The sequence below is a fragment of the Xanthomonas sp. NCPPB 2933 genome (assembly GCF_056725225.1).
The window spans coordinates 2,955,737-2,971,908 of record NZ_CM161518.1 but is presented as its reverse complement, the minus strand read 5'-3'; the positions used below and the strand labels follow the sequence as shown (position 1 = coordinate 2,971,908).

Annotated in this window: 9 protein-coding genes and 2 pseudogenes; 4 read left to right on the top strand and 7 right to left on the bottom strand. The window is 60.3% G+C overall.

Annotation, left to right across the window (positions count from 1 at the left end):
* Window positions 1-3: 3 nt before the first annotated feature.
* Window positions 4-744: a flagellar motor protein gene (locus tag AC1PLU_RS12110; RefSeq protein WP_006452732.1), complete on the bottom strand. Its 741-nt coding sequence runs from the start codon at window positions 742-744 to the stop codon at window positions 4-6.
* A 906-nt stretch (window positions 745-1,650) separates the two neighbouring features.
* Between AC1PLU_RS12110 and AC1PLU_RS12105 the strand changes: the two genes are divergently transcribed.
* Both AC1PLU_RS12105 and AC1PLU_RS12100 read left to right on the top strand, forming a co-directional pair.
* Window positions 1,651-2,031: a type II toxin-antitoxin system RelE/ParE family toxin gene (locus AC1PLU_RS12105; RefSeq protein WP_481106345.1), complete on the top strand. Its 381-nt coding sequence runs from the start codon at window positions 1,651-1,653 to the stop codon at window positions 2,029-2,031.
* Entirely contained in the window at window positions 1,953-2,252 is a 300-nt protein-coding gene (locus AC1PLU_RS12100) for a HigA family addiction module antitoxin (protein WP_023903908.1), read from the top strand. Before AC1PLU_RS12105 ends, AC1PLU_RS12100 begins: the two co-directional genes overlap by 79 nt.
* Window positions 2,253-2,401: 149 nt before the next feature.
* Here AC1PLU_RS12100 and AC1PLU_RS12095 read toward each other — a convergent pair.
* Window positions 2,402-3,103: pseudogene (locus AC1PLU_RS12095) on the bottom strand (chemotaxis protein CheA); the annotation flags it as partial.
* Between the two features lie 700 nt (window positions 3,104-3,803).
* Between AC1PLU_RS12095 and AC1PLU_RS12090 the strand changes: the two are divergent.
* Together AC1PLU_RS12090 and AC1PLU_RS12085 are read left to right on the top strand one after the other, a co-directional pair.
* Window positions 3,804-6,956 carry a TonB-dependent receptor gene (locus tag AC1PLU_RS12090; protein WP_481106344.1) on the top strand — a complete coding sequence of 1,051 codons (3,153 nt, stop codon included), beginning with the start codon at window positions 3,804-3,806 and terminating at the stop codon, window positions 6,954-6,956.
* Between the two features lie 130 nt (window positions 6,957-7,086).
* A pseudogene (locus tag AC1PLU_RS12085) lies at window positions 7,087-7,314 on the top strand (hypothetical protein); the annotation flags it as partial.
* Window positions 7,315-7,786: 472 nt separating this feature from the next.
* Here AC1PLU_RS12085 and AC1PLU_RS12080 read toward each other — a convergent pair.
* The 5 genes from AC1PLU_RS12080 to AC1PLU_RS12060 form a co-directional block, all read right to left on the bottom strand.
* On the bottom strand, window positions 7,787-9,232 hold the full coding sequence (locus AC1PLU_RS12080; RefSeq protein WP_481106343.1) for a hypothetical protein: 1,446 nt from the start codon (window positions 9,230-9,232) through the stop codon (window positions 7,787-7,789).
* The gene (locus AC1PLU_RS12075; protein WP_481106342.1) at window positions 9,229-10,407 is read right to left on the bottom strand and encodes a caspase family protein; all 1,179 of its coding nucleotides are present in this window, start codon (window positions 10,405-10,407) and stop codon (window positions 9,229-9,231) included. The genes AC1PLU_RS12080 and AC1PLU_RS12075 overlap by 4 nt, the downstream gene beginning before the upstream one ends.
* The gene (locus AC1PLU_RS12070) at window positions 10,404-11,588 is read right to left on the bottom strand and encodes a hypothetical protein (RefSeq protein ID WP_481106341.1); all 1,185 of its coding nucleotides are present in this window, start codon (window positions 11,586-11,588) and stop codon (window positions 10,404-10,406) included. The genes AC1PLU_RS12075 and AC1PLU_RS12070 overlap by 4 nt, the downstream gene beginning before the upstream one ends.
* Before the next feature lie 703 nt (window positions 11,589-12,291).
* Window positions 12,292-14,070: a UvrD-helicase domain-containing protein gene (locus AC1PLU_RS12065; RefSeq protein WP_481106340.1), complete on the bottom strand. Its 1,779-nt coding sequence runs from the start codon at window positions 14,068-14,070 to the stop codon at window positions 12,292-12,294.
* Window positions 14,052-15,836, bottom strand: coding sequence for an ATP-dependent nuclease (locus AC1PLU_RS12060; RefSeq protein WP_481106339.1), 1,785 nt, complete (start codon window positions 15,834-15,836; stop codon window positions 14,052-14,054). The genes AC1PLU_RS12065 and AC1PLU_RS12060 overlap by 19 nt, the downstream gene beginning before the upstream one ends.
* Window positions 15,837-16,172: the final 336 nt, after the last annotated feature.

The window sequence follows — 16,172 nt, the reverse complement described above, 5'->3', positions numbered from 1 at the left end:
GGCTTAATGCAAGTATCCGGCCAATTTCGATTCGATGTTGCGCGGGTTCTCGCCCTGGGCGATCGCGATCAAGCCTTCGATCGCCATTTCGCGCTCGTTGGTGCTGCAATGGATGACGCTCTTGAGCTTGGCGGCGACAGGGAGAAACAACAGATTGGCCGAGGCGATGCCGTAGATGGTGGCGGTGAACGCAGCCGCGATGCCGTGCCCGAGCATGGCAGGGTCGGCCAGATTCTTCATCACCGCCATCAGGCCCAGCACCGCGCCGATGATGCCCAGCGTGGGCGCGTAGATGCCCATGCCTTCGAACACCTTGGCGGCGGCAAGATCCTGACGCTCCTGGTTGTCCACTTCGATCTCGAGCATATGCCGCATGGATTCGGGCTCCACGCCATCGACCAGCATCTGCAGGCCCTTGCGCAGAAACGCGTCGTCCTGGCGCGGGAGCTGGTCTTCCAGGCCCAGCAAGCCCTGGCGACGGGCGATGTTGCTCCATTCGACGATGCGCGCCAGCAGCTGCGGTCGGTCGCTGGCCGGCGGCTGGATCACCCAGCGCAGGATCTTGAAGGCGCGCCGGAAAACTGCCGGGGAGGTGTGAAGCAAAATCGCCGCCACGGTACCGACGATCACGATCAGGAAGGCAGCCGGCGACCACAGCGACGAAATACCGGCGCCTTTCAATACGCTACCGCCCACGATCGCCACGATCGCGAGCAGCAGTCCGATAATGCTAAGTCTGTCCATGCAAGCGGTATCGGCCCAAGCGCGGCGGACTTGATAGGCGCGCTTGGTTGAAGCGCCAGAAAGTTGTCGTTTGGGGCTGGAGGCCCATTTCCTGCTGGCTTAAAGCCCCTCTCCCGCCGGGGCGAGAAGGCACAGCTTGCGCGGCATGGGCGCGCGTGCCTTGGAGCGCCCTCGCCGCAAGCGCGGGCCGGGGCGCGGAGCGGGGGTTGGGGTGAGGGTACGGTTTTTCAGGGTACGACCAGGCCCTCGCCTGCGAGTCGCCGGCTTCGGTAAGCGGCGGCAGCCCGGCCGGGGATCGGCTCCTCGGCTCGGTCAGACATCCTGTCTGACTCGCCGCGCGGCACATCCGTGTGCCGCTCTCCGCCAATCCCCGGCCACGCTACCGCCTCGGTACTTTGTTGCTGTGACTTCGAAAAGGCATGAACGCGGTAACGACGAAGTTGCCTGAAGCCCCTCTCCCGTCGGGAGAGGGGTTGGGGTGAGGGTACGGTTGACCAATGTTATTGCCGCAGCCGTACCTCATCCGGTGCTGAGCGCCACCTGTCAGTTGCTGGCTTCGGTAAGCGGCGGCAGCGCGGCCGGGGATCGGCTCCTCGGCTCGGTCAGACATCCTGTCTGACTCGCCGCGCGGCACATCCGTGTGCCGCTCTCCGCCAATCCCCGGCCACGCTACCGCCTCGGTACTTTGTTGCTGTGACTTCGAGAAGGCATGAATGCGGTGATGAAGAAGTTGCTTGAAGCCCATCTCCCGTCGGGGCGAGAAGGCACGATTTGCGCTCCATTGGCGCGCGTGCCTCGAAGCGACCGCGCCGTAAGCGCGGGCCGGGCCGTGGCGCGAGGATTGGGGTGAGGGTATGGATCACCCTTGCGCTATTACGCGATGCGTAATATATTCCGTCTGACGTAATGAGGGTGATCAGGATGATCCAGTCGTTTCGATGCAAGCACACACGCGCCTTGTTCGAAGGCGCTAGCCCGCGGCAATTCCGGTCCATGCAGGCAGCGGCCGAACGGAAGCTGCAATTGCTGGATTCGGCGCAGACGCTGGAGTTCTTGCGCAGCCCGCCGGGCAATCGGCTTGAGCTGTTGGCGGGTACGCGTGCAGGTCAGCACAGCATCCGCATCAATGACAATGGCGTGTGTGCTTTGTCTGGACTGACGCCGGCCCCGAGCATGTTGAGATTGTCGATTACCACTGAGGTGTTGCCATGCGACTCACCAACAAACTGCGCGCCATCCATCCTGGCGAAATCCTGCGGGAAGATTTCATGCTGCCGCTGGGGCTGACCATCAACGGCCTGGCGCGGGCGCTGGATGTACCGGCAACGCGCATCCACAGCATCGTGCATGGCGAGCGTGCCATCAGCGCCGATACCGCAGCGCGGCTTGCACGCCACTTCGGTGGCGATGCGGCGTCCTGGCTCGCGCTGCAGGCCACGTATGAACTCAAGACCTTGCCCAACCGCAGCGAGATCGAGCGCAACGTGCAGCCGCGTGTGGCGGCCTAGGTTCTCGGCGAGGCGACGCGTGGAAACGACAACGGCCGCAATACGCAGCCGTTGTCATCAACATCATGCGACCAGGATCGTAATGCCGATTCCCGATTCCCGATTCCCGATTCCCGACTTTCCCAATCCTGAATCCCGAATCCCCAAACTCAATGATCGCTGGAGCGCAATCCATCCACATCCAGGATCAGCGCCATGTGGCCGTCGCCGATCAGGGTGGCGCCGGCGTAGCCGGGCAGGCCGCGCGGTAGTGGTTTGATCACCACTTCCTCGCGGCCGCGGACCTGGTCCACCACCAGGCCGAAGCGGGTTTCGCCGGCCTGCAGCAGTACCACGGTCAGCAGCGGCGGTTGCTCGGCGGGCACGCCCAGCCAGCGGCGCAGGTCGATCAGTGGCAGGGTGTGCGAGCGACGGTCCAGCACGGCGCGGCCGTCGAACCAGCCCAGCGAGGTCTGTGGTGCATGCAGCACTTCGACCACGCGGGCCAGCGGCAAGGCATAGACCGCTTCGCCGGCCTGCACCAGCAGGGTCGGCAGGATCGCCAGGGTCAGCGGCACGCGGATCATGAAGCGGCTGCCGCGGCCCAGTTCGGACTGGATCTGGATCTGCCCGCTGAGTTCGCGGATGCGCGATTGCACTACCTCCATGCCCACGCCACGGCCGGAGATGTCGGTGACTTCGGCCTTGGTCGAAAAGCCCGGCATGAAGATCAGATGCAGGCATTCGTCGGTGCTCAGCCGGGCGGCGGCTTCGGCGTCGATCAGGCCCTTGTTGCGGGCGATTTCGCGCAGGCGCTCGGGGTCGATGCCGGCGCCGTCGTCCTGAATTTCGATGCTGACGTAGTCGCCTTCGATCGCCACGATCGCCAGCACCAGTCCGATGATGCTCAATCTGTCTATGCAAGCGGTATCGGCCCAGGCGCGGCGGACTTGATAGAGCCAGATGGTTGAGAGCGCCAGAAAGTTGTCGTTTTGCGGCATGGGCCGCTTCCACTCGGGCATCGATGCAGGGTTTCCAGGTCATCGGCGTATGCGCTTCCGACCAGGGCGTGTCATCAAGCCCGCAGCAGGCCGCGCCGCCCGTACGCGTGCACGCAGACAACAAGCGCGCGCATGTTCGGTGTGGCGATCGCGTTAGCGATGGCCGCCAAGCGGCGTGTGGTGGGCGATGCCCTCACGTCGATCCAGCCTCTTGCTGAGCTCGGTTTCAAATAGGGTGTGCGCTGGCGCTTCGGTAAACCGCTTGCGTCCGGTTGCAAGCGAGGGTGTGTTGCTTGCAGCGATCACGCTGCTGCAGCCGGCGACGCGGCAGGTTCTGCCGTGCCGTGTGCAAGCGTGGCGGGCCGGCCGCCCATCGTTGACGGCTTGCAACGCCGCTGGTCTGTTGCGCGGCAGAATGCGCTGCCGCATGGGCTGTGCTACTTAGCTTTCCACGCCATTAGAACGATCTAATTGCATCTGCATGGGGAAGCGGGCGCAAGAGGAGGGGGCGGGTTGCCGCAAAGGCGACGGATATTTTTGTGCCACTTCGCGCAGCGTTCCTAGCCGATCGTTGGATCGACAGAACTCCGCCGAAGCCAATCACCTTTGGGAGAGCATGATCGAAATGAACTGCATGCCATTCGCACGCCACCGCAGCACGCTGTCCGCCGGTATCGCCATCGCCTTGTTCGCGGGCACCGCCTCCAGTGCCGCCGCCCAGCAGGCCGACGGCACGCCGGCGCCTACGGGCCAGGCCGAGGTGCAGGCCACGGACCTGGACGCGGTGACGGTGACCGGCTACCGCTACGCGATCGAAAAAAGCCTGGAGCAGAAGCGCAACGCCAACGCCGTGGTCGATGTGATCACCGCCGAGGACGTGGGCAAGTTCCCCGACAAGAACGTGGCCGATGCGCTGCAGCGCGTGCCCGGCGTGGTCATCAGCCGCGACGGCGGCGAAGGCAAGAACGTCAGTGTGCGCGGCCTGTCCTCGGAGCTGGTGCTGACCGAATTGAACGGCAACTACATCGCCACCGCCGAATCCAACGGCGACCCGACGCGCTCGTTCAACTACACGCTGCTGCCCTCGAACCTGCTGGGCAGCGCGGAGCTGTACAAGACCCCGGAAGCACGCATCGACGAAGGCGGCATCGGCGGCACGGTGATCCTGCAGACGCGGCGCCCGCTGGAACTGGAGCCAAACTCCGGCTTCGTCTCCGCCGAGGGCACCTGGTCGGATACCAGCAAGAAGACCGACGGCCAGTTCTCCGGTTCGTACTCTTGGCACGACAAGGACAACCGCTTCGGTGTCTTCGTGGGCTACACGCAGCAGAAGCGCACCGCGCGCACGCTCAATGCCAGTACCGAGAGCTGGCAGTGGTACGGCCGCGACGAAGTCGGCCCGGCGGTCGACGTGAACGGCAATCCGTCGGACTTCAACGCCAACTGGTGGGGCGGTACCGGTTTCTGGAACCAGGACGGCAATTACTCCACCGGTTTCATGATGCCGACGGCGGTCAGCCTGGAGGCCAAACGCGAGGAGCGCGAGCGCAAGGGTGGGCAACTGACCTTGCAGTTCAAGCCGACCGACGACCTGACGCTGACCGCGAACTACTTCCGCTTCGACCTGTCGCAGGACTCGCAGACCAATACCATCAAGATTCCCGAGTGGAACATCGCCCGTTACAACGGCGACGGCAACTGGCGCGGCGGCCGTCTGCTCGACGGGCTGCAGTTCGATCCCAGCGGCACCATCGTCACTGGCGCCGCCTACAGCCTGCGTCCGGGCAAGACCTACTATTGCAGCGAGGCGCAGGCCGCCGCGGCCGGCCTGCCGCCGGGCGGCTGGGGCTCGGACGATTGCACGGTGCCGACGCCGCAGATCACCGGCAGCTACAACATCGAGAAATCACAGTCGCAGACGGTGGACCTGGGCGGCGAATGGCGTGGCGAGCAGGTGGACGTGGCGTTCAAGGTCGGCCGCACCTGGGCCAAGGGCGGGCCGGAGCTGCAGTTCTCCCTGCCGATCAAGCCGCGCCTGCAGAACGCCGACGGCAGCTGGAGCAACGGCAACTTTGCCAGCGCCTGGGACCTGACCGGCACGCCGTCCATGACATTCTCGCCGCAGCTGATGCAGAACCTGCGCGACGGCATCCTGCAGGTCGACCTGGGCTCGACCGGCTCGTCCTGGACCCGTAACACCAATCAGCAGCAGTACGCGCAGATCGATACCACCTGGCATTTCGATGGCGAGGTCGTCGACTCGCTGCAGTTCGGCCTCAAGCGTCGCGACGGCGGCATCCACCGCAGTACCGGCAACAACTACTGGGTGTGCCCGGGTACCGATCCAAGTGACTACGAAAACCGCTACTGGAACGGGCGCTGCAATGCCATTGCCACCCAGTTCTCGCCGGGCCTGCTGTTCTCGCAGGACAATCTGGCCGGTGGCGTCAACGCCAGCGCGTTCCCGGCGATCAACTTCCCGGGCTACATCGGCTACTTGAACCAGACCTACGGCGCGATGCAGACCCGCAGCGAAGACAACTTCGTCTACAACGTCGACGAGGAGATCTATTCCACCTACCTGCAACTCAACTTCCACACCGAGCGGCTGCGTGGCAACGTCGGCGTGCGGGTGGCGCGCACCGGCCAGCGTGCCGATTCCACCGACAAGGTGACCGCCTACAACGACTACTTCTTCGATGGCGCCGACGGCAATCCGCTGGCCTGCCAGCAGGGCGCCGCCATGCCCGGCGGCGCCCCGGCCGACACCTATTGCGGGACCGAAGGCTACTGGCGTTTGTCCGACAGCGTGCAACGCACCGAGTCGTTCGTCATCAGCGGGCTGGACCGCAACTACACCGACGTGCTGCCGAGCTTCAACCTGGCCTACGACCTGACCGAGAACCTGCTGCTGCGCGCGGCAGCCGCGAAGGTGATCGCACGTCCCAGCTACAACGACATCGCCGCGCCTGGCAGCCTGGAGTTCTACAGTCCCGAGTACGTGGCCGACCGGCGCCTGACCGGCGGTGCCAGCGAGCAGGGCTGGTACGGCTCGGGCAGCAACAAGAACCTGGAGCCGTACAAGGCCAACCAGTTCGACCTGGGGCTGGAATGGTATTTCCAGCCGGGCTCGGTGGCGGGCGTGGGACTGTTCCGCAAGAACGTGGAGAACTTTGCGGTCGACGTGATCAGCGACGTGAACATGATGGTCGACGGGCAACCAGTCACCGTGCAGAACTACAGCACCCAGGCCGGCGGCCAGGATGCGGTGTCGCAGGGTGTGGAGCTCTACGCGCAGCACACGCTGCCATTCGGTCTTGGTGTGCAGTTCAACTACACCTACAACGATGCCAGCAAGGCGGCGGTGCGGCTGGAAGACGGCACTGAGGCCGGCGAGACCGCCATGCCGGGCAGCGCCAGAAACCAGACCAACCTCACCGTGTTCTACGAGACCGACAGCCTGCTGCTGCGCGCCTCGTACAACCGTCGCGGCGAACTGGTGCAAGGCCTGGTCAACGGATTGAACGTCTTTGAGGAGCCGTACTACCAGATCGATCTGAACGCGGCGTACAACATCACCCCGGCGCTCAGCCTCACCGCCTCGGTGCTGAACCTGACCAAGCAGGAGTCCCGCTCGCACCTGGGCGAGGACACTCGCGCCCGCTTCTATACCGGCGGATACGCAGGCCGGCTGGCGTACCTAGGGCTGACCTACAAGTTCTAGGTCCCAGCGTGTCGCGCCCATGTCTGCCGCGTGGCGGTATGGGCGCAATGGTTTGGCGACGGCCGGACTGCAGTGTCGCCGTCCACGACAACACCTTCGCGCGCGGTCGTTTACTGCAGGATCTCATCGCATGGTGTCTTCCCTGCTGCGAACTGCCGCCCTGTCCCTGTTGCTGGCCACGTCGAGGCTGGCCGCCGCACCGCTGCTCAGTGCCGATGTCAACATCTTCATTGGCAGCAAGGACGACGGCAACACCTTACCCCGCACATCTGCGCCGTTCGGGATGATCCGGGTCAGCCCAAACGGCGCGCACTATGCCGGTTGGCGCTACGGCGAGCCCCAGATCCGCGGCTTCGGCCGGCAATGCCGGCCTTCCACACGCGAATCGAGACCTTCGGGATACCTCTTTCGCTAACTTCGGTGTTGGTTGCGGTAGAAGGTGCGAATTGGGCTTGGTTCGCGAGAGCGATTATTAGGCAGAAGTCGAGAGTGGAAACCTACATTGGGGCCTCACAGTTCGTCATCTTGCGCACTGTTCAAGGGCCGTGTCACGGCCTCGAAGTTCTACGGCTCTCGTGCCCAAATCGAGAGCGTGAGTGGGAATAACCTCTTGAAACATCACAGCTAGGCATCGAGGACGGCGAGTAGGCGCTCAACCACGTATCCATCTCGATGCTCTCGGCTTAGCACGCGCAGGGTCTGGGAACGAACTCGGCTGCGCCGCGCAACCTGCTGACGGTCCAGCGTAACGGCTTGAGCAGAATCGGCAGGCACCGCACGCGCCCCACAGCGGGCTGGTGCAGTTCTATCCGTTTCACTGAAATAACGCGCTACCGAGCCACGCTTCCCAGCAGGAATTCGTCGTCGTCTTGTTGACGTCGTTCCCTCCGAGGATTTCCCGCCGCCACGGGGACCGATTCAAGCGAGCGAATGAGCAAGAGTCGTTGGACAGCTAGCGCGATACCAAATTGGATTCCGGTTCGGGGCAATTCCTCAAGCAGCTCGGTCGCGAGCCGTAAGCTGTTGTCCAAGGCCAGCGGTGACTTGGTCAGCTGCGGGATGATTTGCCACAGGCGAGGCGCGCTTGGCATGCCGGACCACCGCAGTGCATCAGGCTCACCTGGGTGGCGCCCATAGAAGCTGGTGGTCGCACCTGCCCAGCCTTTGGCGGCACCAAGCGCTTGGACCTTGCGGAAGGCCTCCGGGTCAGATTCCATCAGCTTGTCGCCTAGCAGCGAGGCTGCTTCTTGGAGCAGGTTGACGCCCTCCGAGAAGACCGGCCAGCCATGAGACAGGCTTTCGCGCAGGAGCTTGAGCGGGTTGAACTCCGCCGTGTGCGTGCTGCTTCCCTCACGAAGCAGTCTTGCGCAGTGCACGATGGCGGTATCGGGCAACCAAGAAAAGTAACGCGACAGGTTTTCGAACCACGCCAGCGGGACATGCTTAGCCGCGTCGACGCGCAACAGGAAGTAGGCGGCGGCCACGGCCCCCGCCGGATCGTCGAACTTCAGGCGAAGCAGATCACGCGCGACCTGTACCGGATCGGCGACCGCGTTCAGGGAGCGGATCGCGTCCCGGGATAAGAACTCAAGCAGCGTCTCGGCGTCGGAGCGGAAACCTGTGACGACGACTTTAAGTTCGTCCGCTCGCGGATCGCGTGAGTCCTTTGGCGTGATTAGCACCCGCGCACGACCGTTCCCAGGCAGTGCGACAAAGCGCCACGTGACGCTAGATCCACCGAGTTGCATCAGCCAGTTCGACGCGTCCAGTTGCAGGTCCATCTGCCACGCCGAGCGGCTGCGGTGCGCCTCCACGGGTTTCACGGACACGCTCTCCCACTCACCGTCGTGGTACTTCCACAACCGGAGCCAGACCTTCGCGAACTCATCCATGCCGAGGTCTAGGTCAGTTTGCGGACCTGCTAGACGACTGCCCGGGTTGAGCTTGGGGATGGCCCAGGCCGACCACTCGTTGGCCGATACCTCTATCGGTCTGAATGACGCGGAATAGTGGCCCACACCCTCGTTTGGCGTGCCGCTAAGGTCCACGCGTTGCGTCATGGCACGGCCGGAAGGCCAGGTCACCCGTACGAACGCAAGTTTCACTTCGTCGGGCACGCTCAACTTGCATCGATCTCCAGATCGCAAAGAGCCGACTGCCAGCACGGCGCCTTCGGCGTCCAGCACTTTCACTGGGAAGACTGCGCCCGGATCCGCATGTTGTTCGGGCATGTGATCATCGGTCGGATAATCTAGCAAGACGACGATGTGCTTCATGGCTCCGACTTCATCGTGAACAGGTACATCGGGGGACACAACTCTTCGTCCGCATGGACGAGCTGGGGCAGGGCACCGGCCGGGTCCAGCGCACCGACCTCGTAGATGCCACGCGGAAGCTCCACCTTGAATACCTGATCTAGCAGTGTCTGCGCGACTCGGTTGTTTCCTTTGGGCGACTCCAGGTACAGCTCGTACAGCGCCCGTCGCTGGCTGGGCGCGAGGTCCAGACGAACCTTTACCTTGGGCACAATCGTCCGCCTAATCAACGGCACCACAGGCCCGGTGACGAGCTGCTCTGAGACCTGTTTGCCGTAGCCGACATCCGCTAGATCCGGCTCGTTCTCAGCGAGCAAGGTACGAACCGCCACCGCGAGATTGTCACCATCGACGGCCCAGGTCTGCTGACCTACGTCCTTGGTGCCACAGTAGCCCGACAGCGCGCAGATAAGCGCGGAGGTGAACCTAGACACCGTGAAGCCCAGCGGCGCGAACGCAAGCTCGCCTTCGCCCGTCGCGTAAATCACAGTGACATGCTTGCGCGACACGTCTCTCCCGAGATCGGCTGGCAGCAGCGGCTGTGGCTGTGCGCCCAAGTACATTGCCAGGGCACGCGGGATTTTCCGGCAGGCGTCGATGAAAAAGAAGGCGGACCCGCGAATCTCTCGTTCCACGGCGCGGATCGTCAGCGACACGTTAAAGGCCTTCGTCCAAGGCTGCGCTGCATGGCCGAACTCTTGCGCCAGCAGATAGTGGTCGGAAACCATCACCCCATGGCCACAGAAGTAGAAGATCCCAACGTTGTCGGAATGGCCTTTTAGCCGAGCGAGCCAGTCCTCGAAGGCCCGTTGGATAGCGTCCTGAGTCGCCTCAGCAAGCGCGATAGAGCCGTTGGGCGTGTCGATGACCACCGGTTGCTCGGCCGATGCGAGTCCCTCGATCGACGCCAGTGGCGCATCCGAGTTTTCGAACATCCCAGCGCCGGAGACGGACGACAGGAACCAGTCGATCAAGGCCTTGGCCGAGACAGGCGGTGATTCCAACTGCCCGAGCCCCATTGGGTCCGCGGTGAGATTGCCCGTCCCGTCCAGCAGATGGGGGTACTTCCCCACGCCGATGGCCAAGACGTGCGTACCGGGCTGGTCAACTGCTCCTGTATCCAGCAGCACGGTCACGGGGTGCCTGCTCCGGCAGCGGGATTTGTCTCCTTGAGCCGTGCGGCCAGGCGCTTGTAGAAGCTGGGGCGCAGGAAGTAGCCGCCGTGAGCCCCCAGCGTGCTGTAGCCGGTGTCGAAGCTGAAGTCAGACACAGCGTCCACGACCGGCGCCAGTTGGTAGCTCAGAATGTCGTTGGTGTCGAACACGTTGAGCCAGCGCTTAATCCCCTCGGGGCGAGCAACATGATCGGTCTTCAGATTGGTCGGGATATCGGGGTCGCTGACCTTGTAGAGTTTCATCTCCTCGAACAGGCCGACCTGAGAGCCGACCGTGATCAGGCAGTCTATGCTCAGGGACGGGGCGAAGTAGGTCAGGATGTCGTAGACGATCTCGCCGCCGAAGCTATGCGCTACCACGATGAGCTTATCGTCCTCGGTGCGCTTGGCCTGGGCTTCCCGCAGCGCCTTCAAAACGGTCGTGACGATCGGACCTGGAGCATCGACGGTGCCACGGCTATTGAGATAGACGAATGCATCGCCCGCAAAACGAGTGACGGTGGCATTGAGCTTTTTGCGCAGCAGCAGGCCAGCTACCTCAGTCGTGACGTCAGGCGCGACGTTGAACAGGCGCGAAGCCCCTTCCTTGATCGAGTCGAGGATCCTGCTACCCGGGCCGAAGCTCTGTACCTGGCTGGCCTTGGACGCGCTGAGGAGCTGGTCTGCAAAGTTCTTCGGCCCGGCAGTGGCGACCCAGCTCGGATGCGGGTTCGCCTTGGCATACTCGCTCGCAAGCTCGTAGGAGCGCGCCAAGTATCGCGCCTCGTCTTCGGTGGTCGCGCCGGCCATCGCCGAAGCGTAGAGCAGATCGACCGCGGCGGGCAGGTTTGTCTTGGCCAGGGCGAGCAGATCGCCCTCTTGGTTCGACTCCGCGAGCAGGCCGACCACCCGGCCGCGGGCCTTGGCTTCCTCGTCGGCCCCAAAGGCCTGGAACTTCGTGGTGGGGTTTGGGAGCACCGCCATGTTCCAAGCGAAGGTAACGCCGAACTCGCCCCAGTACGGGCTGGTGACGGTGAGCTTGTCGGCACTCAAGCCGAGCGCTGGCGCCAAGTACTCTCGCAGGAATCCATCCCGCGCCTTCTCGTTTTCTCGGTAAGCGTCGCCGTCTCGATTGTTAACGCCGTGAACGAACACGATGGGCATGTCGATATCCCCGGTATCGAAGTCGCGTCCTGGAGCCTATCCCGGTCGCAGAGGTGTTGTCTACGACTATCTTGTCACGATCTTAAACTGGACCATCCAGTATTTCGTAGACATCTTCAGGCCATAATTTTCTTATTGAGGAATTCGGTGAGAGCGGTAAGCGGTACACGTATGAGTTCAACATTGGAGCGGGCAAGCAAGTAACCAAGCCCGGGCGCTTCATTTCAAAGTCCTAGCAGCAATCTGAAACTGGCAATCTGAGCCTCCAAGGTCTACGGGAACTTTTATGGAAAATTATTGTCTAACGTATCGACTCACTAGGAAATATTCAGCCCATGAGGCGTTTCACTAAATAGAAATAGCATGGGTGCCCGATGGCTCCGTGCGTCATTGCATAGGAGACATCAAATGACCAATCAGACTAGCTGCAGTTGCAGCATTAGAAAGCCAGTACGGGTTACCAGTTATATACGCGTGGTACGTGGTGCCGAACAATTCGTACGAAGCCATTGTCGCTCCCGAAAAGGACAGCATTGCCGACCAACCAGATGGCGCCGAGTTCAAGCCGTCACCGCAGGGTTCGGAGCTTCAAGACGCCGGGCCTATCGCAGTCGCTAAGGCGAGCTCGGCATAGTCTTGGGAGAATTGAACTTCTGGATGGGATGCTCATGCGTCTCGTCCAGAAGCATTGGCTTAACCCGATTCACAGCAAATTCAAGCCGCCAGGACCAAGGAATCTACTAGGAGCATTGCCGTAATTGTCAATCTCGCTAACATACATCAGTATCTTTTGTGCTCTCGTCACCCCCACGTAAAGCAGTCGCTTTTCCTCATCGATCTGGGCTTTGGTACTTGACTTGTAGAAGGGAAACGCGCGTTCCCGCAAATCCAGCAAAGCGACCGCCTCATACTCACGACCCTTAGCAGCGTGGTAGGTAAGCAAACGCAGCGCTTTGCTAGGTGAGGCGAACATACCGAGGTCATCGACGGTCAGAGCGCTGGGATCGTACCTTCTACGGATCATGTCATTTTTCATTTCTTCGACCGATTCGCTAAATATTTTCGCAGTCTGGGCGGTGACCAAGCCATAATTGGATAGGATCTTGGCAGTCTGAAGCGCCATAGTTTCAAGCCAGGGAAACGCCCCCATTGACCTGGGAACTATGTGTGCAAGACGAAGAAGCTCAATGACAAGGACTCGCCCTTCGAAACTAAGGATGCTGTAGGGTGCGTGCCCTATCGACTGTTCTATCGTATTGAAGAGCTCCCGTTGGACACGTCGCATCGTGTCAGGCTGAGGATCAACCAGGGCGCCACAGAGCTGTTCGGCGAGAGCTGCAAACAGGCGGGCCTTTCTATAAGGCCTTGCCCCCGGCCCCACGACGGGATGTCCGGCTTCTCGCAAACCTTTGGCGAGTGGCACCAGGCTAAACCACGTCCGAGCGAAAACGGCTGCCTTCCCTAATGGAATACCGTGCTCGGCCAATGTCGGAATGAAGTGCCGGTTGATTGCATCGAAGCTTTTTACGCCTTTTACAAGTTTTGGCACATAGGTGAAATCTCGGTGTTCTCCTTCAGCCTTCATGGCTGGAGTCCTTGGGAAAAGCTTCTCCGCGTCAGCTACGACATGTCGGCTCGAGCGAAAATTAACGCTGAGCGACAAGTCCGCTCTTGCACCGATTTCGCATGCAAAAGGCTGCAAAAGTTCAGGTGTTGCACCGCTGAAGCCGTAGATCGACTGCGTCAAATCGCCAGCAAGAAAAAATCTTGACTTGCCGGCAAGAAACAGATGCCTCAAAAGGCAAAGCTGTAATTCAGAGGTATCTTGGAACTCATCTACCAGTATCCATGCATAGCGTGAGCTTAAGGAGCTCACGACGAGCTTATGATCTTGAGCGATCTGGAATGAAAGGAGCATGATTGAGCAGAAGTCGACATATCCGCTTGCAAAACAGCGACGCCAGAAGATAGGTGCCAACTCATTCATAAAAGGATGGTCGGCGCAGGCTCCCGTCAGCTTACCCGACGATCCTACGCTTAGTTGCTCAAAGTTCTCGTAGTCCTTTTCAGTCAGTGGCCCCAGTCCTGCCTCTGAGGCGGCCTCATCTGCTAGCGACTTAAAGTCTGGATTGTCACGTGTCAGTACTTTAAGCTGCCCGCTAAATCCAGGCAGTAGCCATGCAAAGGGACGCAGGATCTCTTGCAGGCAAAACGCATGGATCGTGAGGACCGTTATGTTGAGATGATCGCCTTCCTGCATCTGTTGCCTGATGCGATGCTCAATCTCTTGGGCGGCGGTGTTGGTGTAGGTGATGCAACAGATCCTTCTTGGCGTGCCTCGAACTCCGTCAAGCTCCTTGATTGCCTTCGCGATCAATGTCCTGGTCTTACCGCTACCGGGGCATGCAGTTAGCAGCAGATTGGTCTCTACGCCAACAGCTTTTTCTTGCTCGGCTGTGAGATCTAGTGCTTGCGCAGCCATGTCACTGCTTCCTGGATGTAGGAGGGGAGGCTTCCTGCTTGATCGACATGCCTTGCCATTATCTGTGCGAAACGCCCCTTTCCAAAGCGTATAGACGTGCGTAACACCCGGCTCTTCAATCCATCGGTTATTGGACCAGTAGCCAATTCCTCATCGAATATGGCAGCGCGCAACTTGGTTGCACCTAGTGCTTCTGCGACTTTATCGAGCATTTTTAGGTTGTCACGCATCACTAATTCACGTTCGAAGGTGGTCGCTCCTGCAAAGACCTCAACATACTTTCCCCTCAATGCCAATAGAGGCGGCGGAGGTAGCATAGGATCATCGTCGGGGGCCAGCAGACTTGGTGGTTGGTCAGCATCGGCGACGATGGCACAATACTTCGGCAGACACTTCTCGCAGAACAGTCGCGCAAACGAGCCGAAGTGCGTGCCATGTACAGCAATCACGGTTATGCCTTCCCGCTCAAGATCAACACCCATTGTCTTTTTCACGAGTGGCGGAATCAGTAGGAGTTCGGCCGCTCCCTCTACCAGCATGACCTTCTTGGCAAACAGGAGGTTGGACTTGGTCGCATCTAGGTACCTATCCAAATTCTCAACATCTGAAGGATGAAGAGCCCCAGAAGTAACGGGCGCAGTTATATGTGGAGTTCCGTTCATCTGACCGGTCATCACCAAGTGGAACTTCAGAGGTGTTTTTGCGGCGATCTGTGGGCTATGAGTGGAGACGATCGTTTGAAAGGAAAAGTTTCCCAATGCATCCATCAATGTACTTTGAAGCTGGGGATGCAAGTGTGCTTCCGGTTCTTCAATGAGGATCAGTTCGCCCGCTGATTTCCCTTTCAATGCGCGCTTCTTGAAGTAATCAATCAGAATCGCGATGTAGAGAATGTTGTTCAAGCCAAGGCCGTTGCGCTGCGGCTCGAAATTTTTGACCAACCCACCACTGAGCAAAACAACCAGATTGCGCACGATAGCCTGGAACGTAGGCGCTGAAAGTCCGAGGTCAACTGCAAGCTTGAAGGCTGGTCCTGTAATTTCACCAAAAGCGGCGTCCATTGATTTGGATAAGCCCTTGATAGTTTCGGATGCTTCGATCTTTGTATTGGCCTGATGAACTGCGTTAACCAAGACTTCCTGCTCAGCGATATCTATCTCAGCGGCTTCAATCAATCTGACGAGGGTGGAGCGACGTGATTGTAGGTCCTTCTCGACGTCACGCAGCGCCGGAAGGAAAACCACGAGGTAGGCTTGTAGGTACTGGAGATGCATGTGTGTGGCACCAAATTCACCCGGCTCCATATCCCAGGTGATGCTTGCGAGGTCCACATTAGGCCTTCCTCCAGCTACTAGCTCCCACGCGTAGTCCCCCAAAGTCGGAACACCTTCAAATGTTCCCTTCTTCAAGGCGTCACGCACAACGCGTTTTGGCCTGAATCTGTAGAACAAGCGAGCTCGGTTAGACGCAATTTGCGCCTCGTGCAGCAAGGCTTCTTGGTTCTGATTACCGATGAAATCGGAGAATTCGACCCCTATCAAAACTTGGAACGCCTTGGACTGATCCACTAAGGCGTGGATGTCTTCCTTCATGAGCGTTCTGAATGCGGAAGACAATTGAACGTCTAGGCAGAGTCTAAGCGCTTGGAAGAGATTCGTCTTACCCAGGCTGTTCTCGCCGATAACCACAGAGGCCCCCTTGCTGATGGGGACGTCAATTTCATGAAGAGATCGGTAATTCTTGACGACAATCCTGCTCAGATACATCACGCGTCCCCAGAAGCGATTTGGTCCAAGGGTACCGAATCGACTAGGAGCATTGGTAGGTCGTATGATTCAGCATTGCTTTCAGTGCTTCCTTGGTCGATCGGAGCGTAGTTCTCAGAGCGCTCTTATGCTCGTTCCCTGTCTCCTGGCATAGGCTGGCCTTGGACTTGCTTGGCAGCAGTCAGGCAAGCCCGACATGCGCATATGGTGTTTTCTGACGCTGCGATGCGTTCCAGGCGCTAGACGTACCATGTGAACGACCTCAAGCTACCCCCGTCGTCCAGGCCACTTCACCCACCATGCTGGGGGACGGGGGCGAGAACCTCCACTTAAGCG

Excerpts from the sequence above, each read along its gene's own strand:
- AC1PLU_RS12110 (WP_006452732.1), bottom strand. The coding sequence starts at position 744 with ATGGACAGACTTAGCATTATCGGACTGCTGCTCGCGATCGTGGCGATC.
- AC1PLU_RS12105 (WP_481106345.1), top strand. The coding sequence starts at position 1,651 with ATGAGGGTGATCAGGATGATCCAGTCGTTTCGATGCAAGCACACACGC.
- AC1PLU_RS12100 (WP_023903908.1), top strand. The coding sequence starts at position 1,953 with ATGCGACTCACCAACAAACTGCGCGCCATCCATCCTGGCGAAATCCTG.
- AC1PLU_RS12080 (WP_481106343.1), bottom strand. The coding sequence starts at position 9,232 with ATGAAGCACATCGTCGTCTTGCTAGATTATCCGACCGATGATCACATG.
- AC1PLU_RS12070 (WP_481106341.1), bottom strand. The coding sequence starts at position 11,588 with ATGCCCATCGTGTTCGTTCACGGCGTTAACAATCGAGACGGCGACGCT.
- AC1PLU_RS12065 (WP_481106340.1), bottom strand. The coding sequence starts at position 14,070 with ATGGCTGCGCAAGCACTAGATCTCACAGCCGAGCAAGAAAAAGCTGTT.
- AC1PLU_RS12060 (WP_481106339.1), bottom strand. The coding sequence starts at position 15,836 with ATGTATCTGAGCAGGATTGTCGTCAAGAATTACCGATCTCTTCATGAA.